We start from the raw sequence: 17099 nt of genomic DNA, 5'->3' as shown, positions 1-17099 counted from the left end.
CGCCTTTTTTGTAAAATTTACCTACTGCTCGTTGCGTTTATCGTAGCGAGAGCCTCGCAAGGTATCTTTAACTCGCTTCAGGTTCTCGCGGAATTTAGTGCCTCGTCGTAGAGTAAAGCCCGTCGCTAATATATCAATCAAGGTTAGCTGGGCAATACGTGATGCCATAGGCATATACATGTCTGTATCTTCAGGCACTTCTAATGACAAAACTAAATTACACTCTTTCGCCAGCGGACTATTTTGCGAGGTAATACCTACTACTGTCGCGTCGTTACTGCGGGCGATTTGCGCCACTTCCACCAAGCTTTTTGTGCGACCAGTGTGAGAGATAAGCACAACTACGTCGTCTTCAGATGAGTTCATGCAACTCATACGTTGCATCAAAATATCTTCGAAATAGACAACGGGTACATTGAAACGAAAGAACTTGTTAAGGGCATCATGAGCGACCGACGCTGAGGCGCCTAGGCCAAAGAAGGAAATTTTTTGCGCCTGAGTCAACAAATCTACCACTCTGTTAATGGTATTGATATCAACCGATTGGCGGGCAACCTCGAGTGAGGCCATAGTCGATTCGAAAATCTTTTTGGTGTATTCCTCAGGGCCGTCATCTTCTTCCACATGGCGATTAACGTAGGGTGTGCCATTCGCGAGGCTTTGGGCTAGGTGTAATTTAAAATCAGGATACCCTTTGGTATCTAAGCGTCTGCAAAAACGGTTAACAGTGGGCTCGCTGACATCAGACATCTTAGCCAAGGTGGCGATGCTGCTATGGATAGCGACTTGAGGGTTGGCCAAAATGACTTCGGCGACCTTACGTTCTGACTTACTGAACGCTAATTTATGTTGAGTTATTTTTTCAAGAATATTCATATGCCCACAGAATTTTTAACTAAAATCATGAAGTAGGCACAAGAATAGCATTGTCGACAGCAAACTTGGTAACCTTCTTGTAACTTTTTAACAAAAATCAGCTAAATACTCGGTTTTTACGGCAGGGAAGGCGCAGAAAGCGTCGCCTTTTCTTAACAAACGTTGTAAAATTACAACATTTGTTGTTAACTGTGGGCAAAGATAAGTCATGATTGAAGTGTTATTATTAGCCCAATTCCAATCACGCAGTTTTATTAATTAGCAGGTTAAACACAATGACGTTAGATAATTCATCCGCCCCGTGCGACTTTGTTCTATTTGGTACTAAAGGTGACTTAGCTCGCCGCAAATTACTTCCGTCGCTTTACCAGTTAGAGAAAGCAGAACTCATGCACGCTGAAACATCGATCTTAGGGGTAGCCCGAGACGACATCAGCTTGCAAGACTACGTCGCACTTGTAAAAGAAAATATTGAACAATTCAGCGGCGAGACCCTTTGTGAAGAAACATGGCAGCGTTTCTCCGCTAAGTTAGACTATGTGTGCGTCGATATGAAGAACGCAGAAAGTTACAGCGTATTCAGTGAGCATGTTGATGCCTCGCGCACTATGGTCTGCTACTTCGCTACGCCTCCTTCAATCTTCGGTGATATTTGCCGTGGGCTCAAAGCAGCAAATGTTATTGACAAAAGCATGCGCGTCGTTCTCGAAAAGCCGATTGGCCATGACTTAGCATCGTCTAAGGTAATTAACGATCAGGTTGCTGAGTTTTTCGATGAATCACAAATTTATCGTATCGATCACTATTTAGGTAAAGAAACAGTTTTAAACCTGATTGCGCTACGTTTTGCGAACTCTATTTTCGCTACCAATTGGGATCACAACAGTATCGATCATGTACAGATCAGTGTGGCTGAATCTGTGGGGATTGAAGGTCGTTGGGGATATTTCGATACCGCAGGTCAAATGCGCGACATGGTGCAAAACCACTTGTTGCAAATTTTGACATTAATTGCCATGGAGCCCCCAACAACCTTGGATGCTGACAGTATTCGTGGCGAAAAATTAAAAGTATTAAAAGCGTTACGCCCCATCAACTCAACCAACATTAACCAGAAAAGTGTTCGCGGCCAGTACATTGGTGGTTTTGTGAAGGGTAAAGAAGTACCTGGTTACTTAGATGAGCCAGATGCAAATCCACGTAGTGAAACTGAAACCTTTGTGGCCCTTAATGTGGATATTGATAACTGGCGTTGGGCCGGTGTACCGTTCTATTTACGTACGGGTAAACGTTTGCCAAACAAAACCAGTGAAGTGGTTATTTATTTTAAACGCCAGCCTCACAACTTATTTGAAGACAGCTTCGCACAGTTGCCACCGAACAAGCTCACAATTCGCTTGCAGCCGGATGAAGGCGTCGAAGTGACAGTAATGAATAAAGTACCTGGTTTAACAGGGACTAGCGGCATGGATTTGCAAAAATCACGCTTGAACTTGAGCTTCTCTGAAGCGTTCCAAGATGATCGTATTGCTGATGCCTACGAAAAGTTACTACTTGAAGTGATGTTGGGTAATCAAGCCTTGTTTGTTAGCCGTGATGAAGTCGAATTTGCTTGGAAGTGGGTTGACGGCATTATCGATGCTTGGAAACACACCAATGAGCCGCCCGAGCCTTATCAAGCCGGTACTTGGGGGCCCGTGGCGTCAATTGCTCTACTGGCTCGCGAAAACCGAGCATGGTACGAGAGCAGAATAGGAAAGAAATGATATGTCATTAACTGAAAATAATTTTCAATCAACTGATGAACTCAATTTTACATTCGCACAGCGTATAGTCGATATTTTGAAAGATGGCATCAGTGAGAATGGCCGAGCGAGCTTGGTTGTTTCTGGTGGGCGAACGCCTAAAGCGTTGTTCAACTCATTATCAAAAGTTGAGCTCGACTGGAGCAAGGTGGACATCAGCCTAGCCGATGAGCGCTGGGTAGAGACAGACGATGACGCAAGCAACGAAAAAATGCTGCGTCGTGAGTTGCTGCAAAATAATGCAGCAGCCGCCAATTTCGTTGGTCTTAAAACCGAGCACGAAGATGCTAAAGATGCAGTTGAAACCTGCACTGCGAATCTTGCCAAATTACATACTCCTTTTGATGTGTTGATCCTAGGTATGGGTGAAGACGGTCACACCGCTTCGCTGTTCCCTTGTTCGGAGCAAATTCATCAAGGTTTAGACCAAGGCGCGCGTCGTACGTACATCGCTGTACAACCCACGACCGCTCCAAACCAACGCATGTCGTTGACCTTACCCGCACTGTTGAACAGTAAGAATATATTTTTGCATTTAACAGGGGACAGTAAAAAACAGGTACTGGACAAAGCGATAAAAGGTGGCGACGAGCACGAAATGCCCATTCGCGCGGTGATCAACAACGCCGACGTTGAATTAATGTGGGCTCCCTAGGAGAAAGATATGAATTCCATCATTCAAGAAGTCACCCAACGTATCATTGAGCGCAGCCAAGGCTCGCGCAAAGCGTATTTAGACAAAATTGAAAAAGCACGTTTACAGGGCCCACATCGTGGCACATTGTCGTGCGGTAACTTAGCGCACGGTTTTGCAGCATGCGGCGCTGAAGACAAGGCAGACTTGCGCAGCATGACAAAGTCGAACATTGCGATTATTTCATCGTACAACGACATGTTATCTGCACATCAGCCTTATCACGATTACCCAGAAATTCTTAAGAAGGCTATTCAGCAAGTAGGCAGCGTGGCACAGTTTGCCGGTGGCGTACCTGCAATGTGTGATGGCGTTACCCAAGGTAACGCTGGCATGGATTTAAGCCTAATGAGCCGAGACGTGATTGCCATGTCAACCGCGGTGGCATTGTCGCATAACATGTTTGACGGCACCTTGATGCTAGGTATATGTGACAAAATCGTACCTGGATTATTGATCGGTGGATTAAGCTTCGGTCATTTACCGACCATTTTTGTCCCCGCTGGTCCTATGCCATCAGGTATTCCAAATAAAGAAAAAGCTCGAGTGCGTCAAATGTACGCCGAGGGTAAAGTGGGCCGCGAAGAATTGCTTGAGGCTGAGTCTCAATCTTATCACTCTGCGGGCACTTGTACTTTTTACGGTACGGCCAACAGTAACCAATTGGTCGTTGAGACTATGGGCTTGCATTTACCCGGCTCATCGTTCGTTAACCCAGGCACACCACTGCGTGAAGCCTTAACCGATGCAGCTGCACGTCAAGTGACACGTATCACTGACTTAGGTGAAGATTACCGCCCAATCGGTCACATTGTTGATGCGAAAGCTATCGTCAATGGTTTAGTTGCGTTACTGGCTACCGGTGGCTCAACTAATCACACTATGCACTTGGTTGCCGTCGCAAAAGCGGCCGGTTATACCATTAACTGGGATGACTTCTCCGATATTTCAGATGCTGTTCCTTTGCTCACCCGCATTTATCCCAATGGCTCTGCTGATATTAACCACTTCACCGCAGCTGGTGGTATGGCGTTGTTGTTCAGAGAATTATTAAATGCAGGCTTGTTACACAACGATGTGAAAACTATCTGTGGCGATGGCCTTGAGCGTTACACCCAAGAGCCAATGCTTGAAAATGGTGAACTGGTTTGGCGCGATGGCCCTACTGAGTCATTCGATAAAGAAGTGGTCGCCAGTGTTGAAAAGCCATTTAAGCCAGATGGCGGTTTATCGGTATTAACCGGTAACCTAGGTCGTGCGGTAATGAAAACCTCAGCCCTGCGTGAACCTCATTGCAAAATCAAAGCCCCTGCAGTTGTGTTTGAAGATCAATTCGAACTCGCGGCGGCGTTCAAAGCCGGTGATTTAAACAAAGATTGCATCGTTGTTGTGCGCTTCCAAGGGCCTTCAGCCATTGGTATGCCAGAGCTTCACAGTCTTACGCCTCCTCTTGGTGTACTGCAAGACAAAGGTTATAAAGTTGCTCTAGTGACTGACGGTCGAATGTCAGGTGCTTCAGGCAAAGTGCCAGCCGCAATTCACTTAACACCTGAAGCGGTAAAAGGTGGCTTAATCGCTAAGGTAAACAGCGGCGATATAATCGAACTGGATACAGAAACTGGCCATATGACATTGCACGTAGACGAGGCTGAATTGTCTGCTCGTGAAGCAAGAGTGACCGACGTTGCCTCTCACCAGGTGGGTATGGGCCGCGAAATGTTTGCCGGTATGCGCTCAACGTTAACTGGCGCCGAGCAAGGTGCTTGTTCTCTTTTTGTCGGACAGGATGATTGATCGTGACAACTAATTTTGTTGCGGATATTGGTGGCACTAATATTCGTTTGGCGCAGGTAGTTAACGGAAAAATCGCTGACATTCGCAAATACTTGTGTGCTGATTTTGCCACTTTAAATGACGCAATAAAGCAGTATTTTTCAGAGTTTCCGGCAACTCAGTTTGCTGCTGGTTGTTTGGCCATTGCCTGTCCTGTTGAAGGTGACCACGTCAAAATGACTAATCACTATTGGGCTTTTTCTATTAAAGAAGTGCAGGCTGATTTGGGTCTGAGTTGGTTGGGCGTGATCAATGACTTCACCTCAGTGGCCCATTCTCTGCCTTTGTTAGGCGAGGACCAAAAAGTGCAAATTGGACAAGGCGCAGCAATGCCTTGTGCCAATATAGCGGTGTTTGGGCCCGGTACTGGCTTAGGTGTGGAACACCTAACGTGTACCGATGGCAAATGGAAAGCACTTGATGGGGAAGGTGGACACGTTGATTTTTCAGCTGTCGACGAAAATGACATCGCGATTCTGCGCTTTTTGACCAAAAAGCTAGGTCATGCCTCAGCAGAAGAAGTGATGTCAGGACGAGGGATTGTTCATATTTACGAGGGGTTGGCTGCGGCCAAAAATGTGCCGTCAGAGTATAGCGACGCAGCGGATATAACCTCTAGAGCAATTGATAATAGTTGTTCACTGTGCCGTGAAACACTAGAACAGTTCTGTCGCATTATGGGAAGTTTCGCTGGCAACTTAGCCCTTAACTTATGTACGCGCGGCGGTGTTTATATCGGTGGCGGGATCGCCTCTCGATTTGTTGAGTTTATCCAACAAAGTGAATTTCGCGCACGCTTTGAAGCAAAAGGCCGGTTTCGTCATTACGTAGCTGGCATACCTACATACATTATTACCGAGCCCGATCACGGTTTGATTGGTGCGATGGCATACCTACAACAGCATTATAAAGGTTAACTACAATGACAAAAAATTGGAAAGTTTCGTCTCAAGATGTATTCAGTCAAGGACCAGTGGTTCCGGTATTGGTGATCAAAGATGTAAAGCATGCGGTCCCTCTTGCTAAAGCATTAATTGCTGGCGGTATTCGTGTACTAGAAGTGACTTTACGCACAGAAGCGGCACTAGACGTAATCAAAGCTATCGCTACTGAAGTGCCAGACGCCATCATAGGTGCAGGTACTGTGACTAATGCTAAGCAATTAGCCGAAGTGGAAGCGGCGGGTGCTATGTTCGCTATTAGCCCAGGCATGACATCTGACCTATTGGATGCAGGTAATAAGGGCGGCATCGCACTAATTCCTGGCATCTCTTCTATTTCTGAATTAATGCGCGGAATTGATTTTGGTTATACCCACTTTAAATTCTTCCCAGCTGAAGCCTCAGGTGGCGTTAAAGCGATTAAAGCAATCGGTGGACCATTCCCTGACATCGCATTTTGCCCAACAGGTGGCATAAGCCCAACTAACTACCTTGAGTATTTATCCTTGCCTAACGTGCGTTGTGCAGGCGGCTCTTGGTTAGCACCTGACGATGCTGTTGAAGCGGGTGATTGGGATCGTATTACTGAGCTGGCTAAACAAGCCGTTGCTGGTGCAGCCGGTATCTAATTTCATCGTTTAGATGATTAAAAAGGCCACTAAAGTGGCCTTTTTTGTGTCTGGCGGTCGGCCCTAATAGTTATTTATCAAATGCTGGGCGGCTGTCTTTCATCAATATATCGAGCTCTCTCTGGGCCTTTACAGGATCATCTAAGTCGTTCTCTTCCAGCATTTCACATTCGTCGTTGATCATTTGCTTTACGGTGACCGGGTAATACCGACAATCATCAGGACGATCGAAATAGATATCACAAGTGTATATATCTTTGCTGTTCGCAACAGTTTTGTCTGCAGGCACGACGCGTAAGAAGGGGCAATGGTTCAGCAACTTGCCCGTGTCTGGGCTAGCCCAAATCAAGCCTTTTTTAACGTACTGAGCGATATCGGGTCGAAACAGCTCCCACATATCGATTTCGCTGTCGGTCACTGACAAGCCGCCGTCGCCGTATTGGGTGCAACACTTTCCGCACTGGGTACACTCTTTCATGTTTTTTCAACAATCATGTCGTCGTGCGCTAAGTGTAACAAGTTCAGCGATACTTATGCTTTTAATGGAGCCAGCGCAGCGGACTCGAATTTAATTCCCCGCCAACCTGTATTCATAAAATTTCTTATATTACCGTGATCATTGGCCTTAGGGTGCTGCAATACATCTTTACGGTAGAAGGTACCAAATAAATGCAATGTTTCAGACTCCGTTAATTGATTGAGTTGAGCAAAGTAAAAAATCTTGCATGAACCTTCATTGCTGCCTTTTTCATTTACCACGTCACCATTTGTGAAAGCGGTTGCTGTGTATTGGTAATGTTGTTGTATCGCATTAATCACTTGGCTGAATTCAACACTTTGTGGTTGGGAGCGTACTTGGGTGATCAGATCTTGAATTGTCATATTAGTCCTAAATAAAGCGAGAAATAGCAAAACAGCTTCGAAGGAAGCTGTTTATGTGGATACATTTTTAGCGTGGATTACAGCGTTAACACAAAGACTTTTGAGTTACGCTGAAAATTGTATAGTTGTTTCTTTTTGGCTGGTAAATCATCTAGTGTGGCTCGCACGAAGCCTTGTTCCTGAAACCAGTGAGAGGTCACTGTGGTTAAGCAAAATATTGAGGTTAACCCCTGTAACTTTGCTTGCTCACAAATAGCGCTTAAAAGGCGCTCACCACGATTCCCGCCACGGTAGTCAGTATGCGTTGCTACGCACGCTAGCTCGCCGCATTGCTCCTCTAAATAAGGGTACAGTGCCGCACAGGCGATGGTCATGCCGTCACGTTCAATGATGGTAAATTGTTCGATTTCACGCTCTAGTATTTCACGGGAGCGCTTCACCAAGATCCCTTTTTCTTCTAGCGGATTGATGAGGTTTAGAATACCTCCCACATCTTCGATGGTTGCCGTACGTATTTGCTCATAATAGCTTTGAGAGATAAGTGAGCCGGCACCGTCTCGAGTGAAAAGCTCTTGCAATAGCGCGCCGTCTTGACCGTAACTCACACAATGGCAACGGCTGACACCTGCCTCAAGACTGTCGATAATCGTTTGAATGCTGTGCTTTTCTTGCTGTAAATGTGCTTGCTCAAGCATAGGGTACAAAGAGTTGAGTTGAATATTACGCAGCAAACGCCCTGTTTCATCCACCAGACCATCATTTTCCGTAAAGATAATCAGCTTATCAGCTTTCAAAGCTTTAACTGCGTTAGTTGCTACATCTTCGTGGCTTAAGTTAAATACTTCACCCGTGGGGGAATAGCCCATAGGCGGCAGTAGTACAATTGAGCCATCGTCGAGGTGATCGTTTATGCCTGTTACATCCACCCGACGTACTAAACCCGTATGCTCAAAGTCCACGCCGTTGCGCACGCCAATAGGCATGGCCACCACTAAGTTGCCAGAGCACACACGAATTTGCGCACCATGCATAGGCGAGTTCGCCAAGCCCATAGTGAGCAAGGCTTCAATTTGTGATCGCACAGAGCCCGCAGCATCTTTCACGCATTCAAGGGTTTGCTTATCTGTGATCCGCACGTCTTCTGAAAAACGCGGTTCGACTTTACGCCAAATGGCGCGTTGATCAATCTGCGGACGCGCGCCATGTACCAAAATTAAGCGCACACCTAAGCTGTTGAGCAGGGCGATATCTTGAATAATGTTGGCAAAGTTTGCATCTTCAACTGCCTCACCGCCGAACATCAATACAAAGGTTTTACCCCTGTGAGCATTGATGTAAGGCGCCGAGTTGCGAAATAGCTTTACGCTGTCGTTGTGTGAAAGTACCACGTGTTTTCCTTACGCTTACACCGCTATTTTATGAAAGACGCTTTGGCATTTTCAAGCGCAGCCAACACAGGCTTTATGCCCGTTCCACCTAATATGTCACGCTTGTTGACCAAGTATTCAAGTTGTAGAACAGGATATACATCCTCTTCTATCACGTCTGAGTAAACTTTAAGTTCAGTGATGGTGAGCTCTTCGATAGCTTTTTTCTTTTCGAGGGCATCCAACACGACCCGGCCAGAAATATCGTGGGCGGTTCTAAACGGAATACCTTTATCGACGAGGTAATCAGCAAGCTCAGTCGCATTGGCATAACCCTCACGGGCGGCTTTCGCGCAGCGCTCGCTATCAAGCTTGATACTGTCAACCACTTCACAGGCTATGCGCAAACAGATGTGCCACTGATTCGTCGCATCGAATAAGCCTTCTTTGTCTTCTTGCATGTCTTTGTTATAGGCAAGGGGCAGGCCTTTCATAGTCACAAGCAAGGCTTGTAAGCTACCAAATACGCGACCGCATTTACCGCGCATAAGCTCTAATGCGTCAGGGTTCTTCTTCTGAGGCATCAATGATGAGCCAGAAGTAACGGCATCGCCTAATTGAATGAAACCGGCTTCGCCTGAGTTATAGAAAATTAAATCCTCAGCCATACGCGACAAATGCATCATGCTGGTACTGGCGACAAAAAGAAGCTCTAGTACGTAATCACGATCGGATACCGCGTCCAGACTATTGATGCACGGGCTGTCAAAACCAAGCTCTTCGGCAATCGCTTGACGGTCGATAGGGTAGGTTGTGCCAGCGAGCGCACCGCTGCCCAGAGGGCATTGGTTCAAACGTGCTTTTAAGTCATGTAGACGACTCAAGTCGCGTTTTAGCATTTCAACATAGGCCAAGCACCAGTGCGGGTAACGTACTGGTTGAGCACGCTGCAAATGGGTGTAGCCAGGTAAAATAACATCTTGATTGACGTCAGCGTTACCCACTAATGAAGCAATGACAGCTTCAACATCTTCCACTAATAGCTCAACGTGTTCACGGGTCCATAAACGAAAATCTGTGGCAACTTGGTCGTTACGGCTGCGGCCTGTGTGTAGCTTGCGCGCTACATCACCAAGTTGCTCGATTAAGGTTGCTTCCACAAAGCTGTGAATGTCTTCTTCACTGCTGGCGTCAAAATCTAACTCACCGGCATCCGCTTTTACCAACAAGGCTTTAAGGGCTTCTTCAAGCTGCTGGTGCTCGTCTTGGCTCAGTACCCCTGCTTTTGCAATGGCGCGTGCCCATGCAATTGAGCCGCGAATATCTTGGCTTGCTAAGACTCTGTCGAATGGCAGAGAGTCGTTAACAGTGCGAAACATCGCACTGCTGCCGTCTTGAAAACGTCCGCCCCACAAGCTCATTATTCAATACCTGTGTTTTTGAATGGAATGCCTTTTTTGTTAAGCGCGCTGATACGGCTAGACAAACTGTAAAGGCGAATAAAGCCTTCAGCATGGCTTTGGTCGTAAACATCATCAGCACCAAAGGTAGCGAAATCTTCAGAGTACAAGCTGTTTGGTGAACGGCGCTGGGTTACCGTTGCTTGGCCTTTGTAAAGTTTAACGACTATGTCACCTGTTACTTGGTCTGCAAAGCTTGCTGCACCAGCAAGCAGCGCATCATTTAGCGGGGTGAACCATCGCCCGTCATACATGACATGTGAGAACTCTAAACCGATTTGCTCACGGTACTTAAGCGCAGCTTTGTCTAACACTAGGCTTTCAAGGGCTTTATATGCCGCAAGCATGACTGTTCCGCCTGGGGTTTCATAACAGCCTCGTGACTTCATGCCCACTAAACGGTTCTCGACGATGTCGATACGGCCTACGCCGTGCGCACCGGCAAGCTCGTTCAATTTAACTAAGCACTGGTAAGGGCTAAGGGCCTCACCATTTACTTTTACCATGCGACCATGTTCGAAGCTCACTTCAACACGCTCAGGTGTATTCGGCGCATCTTCAGGAGAGACGGTCATGGTCCATACTTCTTTGCTTGGCTCACACCAAGGATCTTCTAGCTCGCCGCCTTCGTGTGAAATGTGCCATGCGTTTGCATCACGGCTGTAGATTTTGGTGGCTGACGCCGTGGTTTTGATGTCACGCTCGGCCAAATAAGCCAATAAATCTTCACGTGATACCATGTCCCACTCACGCCAAGGAGCAATAACGGTTAGCTCAGGTGCTAGTGCAGCAAAGGTGCCTTCGAAACGCACTTGGTCATTACCTTTACCAGTGCAACCATGGCACAGTGCATCTGCGCCTACTTTGCGCGCGATTTCAACTTGTGCTTTGGCGATAATAGGGCGTGCCATAGACGTACCAAGAAGGTACTGACCTTCGTATACCGCACCTGTGGTAATAGTGGGGTAGATGTAGTCAGATACGAACTCTTCTTTTAAGTCCACTATGTAGCATTCGCTGGCGCCGGTTTTGATGGCTTTTTCACGTAAACCTTCTAGTTCCTCGTCGCCTTGACCTACATCTGCCGCGAAGGCGATAACTTCACAGTCATAGTTCTCTTTCAACCAAGGAATGATGGCTGATGTATCCAAACCACCTGAATAGGCTAATACTACTTTTTTGATGTTTTTCTTGCTCATTGTCTGTACCTAAAAATTAAAATTGTTAAATGGGGTTAAGCTGCGCCGCCAAGAAGGTGCACTAAAATGGCATTCTGGGCGTGCATTCTGTTTTCTGCTTGCTGCATCAAAATAGATTGCTCTGAATCAATCAAGGTGCCGCTAATTTCTAAGTCGCGATGGGCAGGTTGGCAGTGCATAACGTACTGTGCACCGGTTGATTGCATCATCGCTTCATCGATTTTATATTTACCAAACGATTGCTTGATGGTGTCAAGCGGGGTGTCATCACCCATCGAAATCCAAGTGTCGGTATAAAGCGCATGAGCGCCATTCGCCGCTTCTACGTCATGACTGATAACTAGCTTGCCACCATTTTGCTCGGCTTTTTGCTGAGCAAGCGTGACAATAGCGGGGTCAACTTCATAGCCAGGGGGGGTAATGACAACCACTTCGCAACCTAAAGTCACGCCCACAATCATCAAGGAATGGGTCACGTTATTACCATCACCGATATACGCTAGTTTAACTTTGTTCAAATCGCCAAAACGTTCGGTTAAGGTCAAGTAGTCGGCCATGGCTTGGCATGGGTGGTACATATCACATAAAGCATTAATGACAGGAACTTTGGCTACACTAGCTAATTCTTCTAATGTTGAATGGGCGAAAACCCGTGCCACGATAGCGTCAGCCCAACAGGCGAGGTTATTACCCATGTCTTTCACGTCTTCACGGCCCGCTAATTTATTTGACTGGCTGTCCAAATAAACAAGGTGCCCGCCTAGTTTGTTGATACCAATATCAAAGCTTACACGGGTACGCAGCGATGGTTTTTCAAATAAGGCAACAATTGATTTACCTGCCAAGGCTTGGCGGTAGTCAGCTGGATTATTTTTAATCGTGATGGCCAGTTGCAAGAGTGCACTTAGGTCTTTAGCAGACCAATCAGTGAACGAAAGTAGATCCTTTTTCATGGAGGTACCTTAAATATTTGGGATTATGGTAGTGCCAACGGATTCACCCGCCAGCAATCCTAAGAGTTGCTCTGGTGTTTGCCAACTGGCAATCGTGATGGGGCGCTGCAAGCTTGTTGCTGCATCGAGTGCGGCATCTACTTTTACTTGCATTCCATCTATGATCACGCCTGACTCAACTAATTCGGCAATGCCTTGAGCCGTAAGTTGGTTAATCAGGTTTTTATTGTGATCCAGTACACCAGGCACATTCGACAGCAACAACAAGTCAGCATTTAACAGCTGAGCAATAACTGTTGCCGCTTGATCGGCATTTACATTAAGTAAATTGCCTTTTTCATCGGCACCTATAGAGCTGATAATCGGCAGGATATTCGCCTCGAGCAATAAATTCAACATAGTGGGTGAATTTGCTTTCGCTACGCCCACTGCACCAAGGGCGGGATCAAGAACAGAACAGCTTGTCATGGCGCCATCAGCTAAGCATAACCCGACCGGTGTCGTGTTGGCGCGAATGGCAAACGCACAGAGTTGCTTATTGGCTGTACCTGCTAAAGCGCCTGTAATATAGGGCATATGCTCAGGTGGCGTGACGCGCAAACCATTTACTTTAGTACTGGTAAATTGCAGTGCTTGTAATAACTGCTCAACCATAGGGCCCCCGCCATGTACGAGTGCTACAGGGCGACTTTGCTGGAGTTGCTTAATTACCGTCAACAATTGTAACGCTTCGGCGGTGGCTTGCATGAAAGCGCCACCGACTTTTATGACTAACGGATTCATGCTGACGCCCCGTGGACTAAACCAAGTTGTGATTCGAATCCAAAGCGAATGTTGGCACATTGCACCGCTTGGGAGGCCGCGCCTTTCAGTAAGTTATCTATGGCACTGGTCACAACCAAGTACCCTTTTTGGATATCAAGCTTCCAGAATAAATCGCAGTGGGGTGTGCCTACTACGTCGTCTAATTTAGGCCAAGTATCGCGAATACGCACTATGGGGTGGTTGTGATAGGCATGACTGAATGCGTTTGCAACTGCATCTGCGTCTACACCAGGGTTTACTTTGACGGTGATGGTGGCCAAAATTCCCCGTTTGAAATTACCCAAATGTGGAGTGAATATGACTTCACGGCCTAAATAGGCGCTGATTTCTGGTTGATGACGATGACCTAGTACACCATAGGCTTGCAGACTAACTTCGCAAAAACTACTGCCCATGGCCGCTTTGCGCCCAGCACCAGACACACCAGACACAGCATTAATAATAGGTAAATGACCATCAGCGATTAAGCCTGCTTCGTGTAATGGCTTTAATGCACTCAGTGATGCCGTTGGATAGCAACCTGGTACGGCAACAATATCGGCGCTTTTAATGTCTTGTGCAAACCAATCGGCGAGGCCGTAAACGGCTTGCTCTAAGCTGGCCGTTTGCTCATGTGCAAAACCATAATAGTCCGCAAAAACCTGTTGGTCTTTGAGTCTAAATGCCCCTGATAGGTCAAATACTTTGGCTTTGCCTGTGGATAGTACTGGCATCCAGTCGTGACTTGCTTCGTGGGGAGTAGCCAAAAAAATCACGTCCATTTCATTAGCAAGCGAATGTAAAACGTCGTCGGTTAACGGGGTCAGTGACAAATTGATTTGCCCAAACAGATAACCGTGTACGTCTCCGAGTTTTTTATCAGCATCTTGGCTTTTGGCTGATACATATAAGGCGTTTAATTCAAAGCGTGGGTGGCGATGAATTAAAGAGGCTAATTCGGCTCCGGTATATCCACTGGCGCCGACAATACAAGTTTTGATCATAAAACGTATATCTCTAATAGTCGTGTGACTTAATGTTACTAAATGAAGGTGACAAAAATAAAAAAACACCCAAGACCTTTAGCAAATACTAAAGGTCTGGGTGAGCTAAACGCTACAGACCTCGACTTATCGTCGATACAACATGCTGGCGAAGCTAGGCAGGGAATCGAATTGTGACGTTATTGAAATCATATGCGAAATTAAACCGAATTAAGATAATATGTATAAATAATCTAGACCAAAAGTGTATTTGCAAAGTGGCTAAATCATGTTGGCGGTAAGAATGCCATGTGTTATATATTTATGCAAATAAATTGAATAATTATTTAAAGGGAGGCTTATGCCATCTTTGTCTTTTTTAGAACGTTATGCACATATCATCAATACTCCCTCGATTAGCGCGTTTAGTGCAGATTTGGACCAATCAAACCGAGCCATTATCGATCTGCTCGCAGGCTGGTTTAAGGACTATAACTTTCACATAAATATTCAACAAGTGCCCAATGCGCGAAATAAGTACAATATGCTGGCCAAAATTGGCAGTGGTGAGGGGGGGCTACTACTATCAGGCCACTCGGATACTGTGCCCTTTGATGACAATAAATGGCAATTTGACCCATTTAAAGCACAAGAAAACGACGGCAAGTTATACGGTCTAGGGACCTGTGATATGAAAGGTTTCTTTGCGTTTATTTTAGAAGCGATTCAAGACATTCCTCTAAAAGATTTAAAGAAGCCTTTGTATATTTTAGCTACTGCAGATGAAGAAACGTCTATGGCGGGAGCACGGTTTTTCGTGGAGCAACAATTGATCAAGCCTGACATGGCGATTATCGGTGAGCCCACGGAGCTTAAGCCTATCTTTAAGCACAAGGGACATATGGGACACAGCCTTAATGTTCAAGGTCAGGCAGGGCATTCAAGCGATCCAGCAAAAGGGGTCAATGCGATTGAGATCATGTACCAAGCCATAGGTAAACTTATCGCTTTAAAACAACAGTTGACTGAAACTCATAGAGATGACGCCTTCAGTGTGCCAGAGGTGACCATGAATCTCGGGCATATTCATGGGGGCGACGGAGAAAACCGTATTTGCGGCCACTGCCAATTAAACTTTGATTTACGTGCTATTCCTTCATTAAGTGATGAAGAAGCGATCGGCATGATCGATGAAGCACTTGCACCGCTGATGCAAAAATACCCCCAACGTATTACACGTGAGGCGATGTACGAAACCGCGCCGGCGTTTGGTTGTCGTAACGAGCAGGGTATTCTTGAGTTGGCCAAAAAACTAACAGGCTTTGATCCTGTCAGTGCCAATTACGCCACCGAAGCACCATTTATCAATCAACTAGGCTGCGACACCATAGTATTAGGCCCAGGCAGTATTGATCAGGCCCATCAACCAGATGAGTTTATCTCGTTGCATTACGTTGACCCAACCGTCACATTACTGCGTAACTTCATCAAACAGGTGTGCTTTTAATGGCAGCTGTTACACAGATGATTGAAAAGAGCACAAGAAAAAGTCCTAAAAAACCGATATCTGCTGGCCTTTTTATAAGCACGCTGGGGGCGACCATAATGCTTATTTCAGCAAATGTTAGTGCGCTGACTAAAAAGGACATTTCTTATCCCGCATTACCAGAGCCTGTTACCAATAATGCGGTGGCGAGCGTCGATACTGAAAATGGTCATTTTTTGTTATCTTTCATGGGGCTAGGAGCCGGTAAAACGCATGAGGATGTACACAACAAAGTGTGGGCCCTTGAACTTGAAGGGGAGTTATTCGCGCCAAAAAAAACTTGGCAACAAAAATCACCAGTGCCATCGAGTTTGCCCCAGTCTGGTCGCTTAGCCAGTATTGCTGTTGGTGTAGGCGATATGGCACTTTTGTTTGGTGGTTACACCGTTGATGCTGCGCATAATGAAGTATCAAGCCCAGACAATTTTCGCTATGAAGTTGTTACAGATATTTACTACCCCATAGCTCAGACTCCAGTACCCGTGGACGATGCAGTCGCACTCGTTTTTCAGCAGCGTTACGTGTATCTGATTAGCGGTTGGCATAATGATGGCAATGTCAATTTAGTCCAAATATACGATGTGAAAACAGATACATGGCAACAAGGCTCGCCTTTTTTAGGCAATCCTGTGTTTGGTCATGCAGGGGCGATTGTGGGTGAAAATATCGTGCTTTGCGATGGCGTTAAGGTAGATGCTCAACCTGATAAGCGTCGTACGTTTTCTGCTGAACCGGCTTGTTACCACGGAACGATAGATACAAACGATGTCAAAAAAATTGATTGGCGCACAGTGGTGCACCCTACATCGAGTGCGCGTTATCGCATGGCCGCAACAGGTGATGTTGCCAGCAATTCAGCCATTTTCGTGGGCGGTTCACATAACCCGTACAATTATAACGGCACAGGTTACGATGGTGAACCATCAAGCCCAAATAATGAGGTGTGGCGCTATGACTTTAAACGGACGAGTTGGCAGGTCTCTCACATGGACTCGCCCACTATGGATCACCGGGGCTTATTGGCGGTGGGCATAGGGGCAAATAAGCATTTTGTCACGCTAGGTGGAATGGTAGGGCAGCAAAAAGTATCTAACGCTGTACATCGCATCGATTTATAGGGCGCTAAA

General features: G+C 46.2%; 16 protein-coding genes. 7 read left to right on the top strand and 9 right to left on the bottom strand.

Annotation, left to right across the window (positions count from 1 at the left end; translation table 11 throughout):
• Nucleotides 1–21: 21 nt before the first annotated feature.
• On the bottom strand, nucleotides 22–876 hold the full coding sequence (locus tag GMES_RS00665) for a MurR/RpiR family transcriptional regulator (RefSeq protein WP_006990603.1): 855 nt from the start codon (nucleotides 874–876) through the stop codon (nucleotides 22–24).
• Nucleotides 877–1151: 275 nt separating this feature from the next.
• Between GMES_RS00665 and zwf the strand changes: the two genes are divergently transcribed.
• Genes zwf through GMES_RS00640 form a run of 5 tightly spaced genes read left to right on the top strand, consistent with a single transcriptional unit; the run spans nucleotide 1152 to nucleotide 6778 of the window.
• Nucleotides 1152–2642 (top strand): glucose-6-phosphate dehydrogenase, encoded by a 1491-nt coding sequence (gene zwf, locus GMES_RS00660; RefSeq protein WP_006990602.1) that lies wholly within the window; start codon nucleotides 1152–1154, stop codon nucleotides 2640–2642.
• Nucleotide 2643: 1 nt separating this feature from the next.
• Nucleotides 2644–3336: a 6-phosphogluconolactonase gene (gene pgl / locus GMES_RS00655; RefSeq protein WP_006990601.1), complete on the top strand. Its 693-nt coding sequence runs from the start codon at nucleotides 2644–2646 to the stop codon at nucleotides 3334–3336.
• 9 nt (nucleotides 3337–3345) lie between these two features.
• Nucleotides 3346–5169: a phosphogluconate dehydratase gene (gene edd, locus GMES_RS00650; RefSeq protein ID WP_006990600.1), complete on the top strand. Its 1824-nt coding sequence runs from the start codon at nucleotides 3346–3348 to the stop codon at nucleotides 5167–5169.
• 2 nt (nucleotides 5170–5171) lie between these two features.
• Complete coding sequence (locus tag GMES_RS00645) at nucleotides 5172–6125, top strand: glucokinase (RefSeq protein WP_006990599.1); 954 nt, start codon at nucleotides 5172–5174, stop codon at nucleotides 6123–6125.
• Nucleotides 6126–6130: 5 nt separating this feature from the next.
• Complete coding sequence (locus GMES_RS00640; RefSeq protein ID WP_006990598.1) at nucleotides 6131–6778, top strand: bifunctional 4-hydroxy-2-oxoglutarate aldolase/2-dehydro-3-deoxy-phosphogluconate aldolase; 648 nt, start codon at nucleotides 6131–6133, stop codon at nucleotides 6776–6778.
• 70 nt (nucleotides 6779–6848) lie between these two features.
• Here the strand turns inward: GMES_RS00640 and GMES_RS00635 are convergent, their stop codons facing one another.
• From GMES_RS00635 to argC, 8 genes are all read right to left on the bottom strand, one after another.
• Nucleotides 6849–7256: a YkgJ family cysteine cluster protein gene (locus GMES_RS00635; RefSeq protein ID WP_006990597.1), complete on the bottom strand. Its 408-nt coding sequence runs from the start codon at nucleotides 7254–7256 to the stop codon at nucleotides 6849–6851.
• 53 nt (nucleotides 7257–7309) lie between these two features.
• The gene (locus GMES_RS00630) at nucleotides 7310–7660 is read right to left on the bottom strand and encodes a HopJ type III effector protein (protein ID WP_006990596.1); all 351 of its coding nucleotides are present in this window, start codon (nucleotides 7658–7660) and stop codon (nucleotides 7310–7312) included.
• A gap of 77 nt (nucleotides 7661–7737) precedes the next feature.
• Nucleotides 7738–9048 carry an amino-acid N-acetyltransferase gene (gene argA, locus GMES_RS00625; protein ID WP_006990595.1) on the bottom strand — a complete coding sequence of 437 codons (1311 nt, stop codon included), beginning with the start codon at nucleotides 9046–9048 and terminating at the stop codon, nucleotides 7738–7740.
• 23 nt (nucleotides 9049–9071) lie between these two features.
• Entirely contained in the window at nucleotides 9072–10448 is a 1377-nt protein-coding gene (gene argH, locus GMES_RS00620; RefSeq protein WP_006990594.1) for an argininosuccinate lyase, read from the bottom strand.
• On the bottom strand, nucleotides 10448–11686 hold the full coding sequence (locus GMES_RS00615; RefSeq protein ID WP_006990593.1) for an argininosuccinate synthase: 1239 nt from the start codon (nucleotides 11684–11686) through the stop codon (nucleotides 10448–10450). The genes argH and GMES_RS00615 overlap by 1 nt, the downstream gene beginning before the upstream one ends.
• A gap of 35 nt (nucleotides 11687–11721) precedes the next feature.
• A complete protein-coding gene (locus tag GMES_RS00610; protein ID WP_006990592.1) occupies nucleotides 11722–12639 on the bottom strand; it encodes an ornithine carbamoyltransferase in 918 nt (305 codons plus the stop codon).
• A 9-nt stretch (nucleotides 12640–12648) separates the two neighbouring features.
• Entirely contained in the window at nucleotides 12649–13422 is a 774-nt protein-coding gene (gene argB, locus GMES_RS00605) for an acetylglutamate kinase (protein WP_006990591.1), read from the bottom strand.
• A complete protein-coding gene (argC, locus tag GMES_RS00600; protein WP_006990590.1) occupies nucleotides 13419–14447 on the bottom strand; it encodes an N-acetyl-gamma-glutamyl-phosphate reductase in 1029 nt (342 codons plus the stop codon). Before argC ends, argB begins: the two co-directional genes overlap by 4 nt.
• A 340-nt stretch (nucleotides 14448–14787) precedes the next feature.
• Between argC and argE the strand changes: the two genes are divergently transcribed.
• Entirely contained in the window at nucleotides 14788–15933 is a 1146-nt protein-coding gene (argE, locus tag GMES_RS00595) for an acetylornithine deacetylase (protein ID WP_006990588.1), read from the top strand.
• A complete protein-coding gene (locus tag GMES_RS00590; protein ID WP_006990587.1) occupies nucleotides 15933–17090 on the top strand; it encodes a Kelch repeat-containing protein in 1158 nt (385 codons plus the stop codon). The genes argE and GMES_RS00590 overlap by 1 nt, the downstream gene beginning before the upstream one ends.
• Nucleotides 17091–17099: the final 9 nt, after the last annotated feature.

This window comes from Paraglaciecola mesophila KMM 241 (assembly GCF_000315015.1).
Classification (GTDB): domain Bacteria; phylum Pseudomonadota; class Gammaproteobacteria; order Enterobacterales; family Alteromonadaceae; genus Paraglaciecola; species Paraglaciecola mesophila.
This window is presented reverse-complemented; position numbering and strand designations above follow the sequence as displayed.

What these genes read in the sequence shown, in the direction of transcription:
- GMES_RS00665 (WP_006990603.1), bottom strand. Translation starts at nt 876, where the DNA reads ATGAATATTCTTGAAAAAATAACTCAACATAAATTAGCGTTCAGTAAG.
- zwf (WP_006990602.1), top strand. Translation starts at nt 1,152, where the DNA reads ATGACGTTAGATAATTCATCCGCCCCGTGCGACTTTGTTCTATTTGGT.
- pgl (WP_006990601.1), top strand. Translation starts at nt 2,644, where the DNA reads ATGTCATTAACTGAAAATAATTTTCAATCAACTGATGAACTCAATTTT.
- edd (WP_006990600.1), top strand. Translation starts at nt 3,346, where the DNA reads ATGAATTCCATCATTCAAGAAGTCACCCAACGTATCATTGAGCGCAGC.
- GMES_RS00640 (WP_006990598.1), top strand. Translation starts at nt 6,131, where the DNA reads ATGACAAAAAATTGGAAAGTTTCGTCTCAAGATGTATTCAGTCAAGGA.
- GMES_RS00635 (WP_006990597.1), bottom strand. Translation starts at nt 7,256, where the DNA reads ATGAAAGAGTGTACCCAGTGCGGAAAGTGTTGCACCCAATACGGCGAC.
- GMES_RS00630 (WP_006990596.1), bottom strand. Translation starts at nt 7,660, where the DNA reads ATGACAATTCAAGATCTGATCACCCAAGTACGCTCCCAACCACAAAGT.
- argH (WP_006990594.1), bottom strand. Translation starts at nt 10,448, where the DNA reads ATGAGCTTGTGGGGCGGACGTTTTCAAGACGGCAGCAGTGCGATGTTT.
- GMES_RS00615 (WP_006990593.1), bottom strand. Translation starts at nt 11,686, where the DNA reads ATGAGCAAGAAAAACATCAAAAAAGTAGTATTAGCCTATTCAGGTGGT.
- GMES_RS00610 (WP_006990592.1), bottom strand. Translation starts at nt 12,639, where the DNA reads ATGAAAAAGGATCTACTTTCGTTCACTGATTGGTCTGCTAAAGACCTA.
- argB (WP_006990591.1), bottom strand. Translation starts at nt 13,422, where the DNA reads ATGAATCCGTTAGTCATAAAAGTCGGTGGCGCTTTCATGCAAGCCACC.
- argC (WP_006990590.1), bottom strand. Translation starts at nt 14,447, where the DNA reads ATGATCAAAACTTGTATTGTCGGCGCCAGTGGATATACCGGAGCCGAA.
- argE (WP_006990588.1), top strand. Translation starts at nt 14,788, where the DNA reads ATGCCATCTTTGTCTTTTTTAGAACGTTATGCACATATCATCAATACT.
- GMES_RS00590 (WP_006990587.1), top strand. Translation starts at nt 15,933, where the DNA reads ATGGCAGCTGTTACACAGATGATTGAAAAGAGCACAAGAAAAAGTCCT.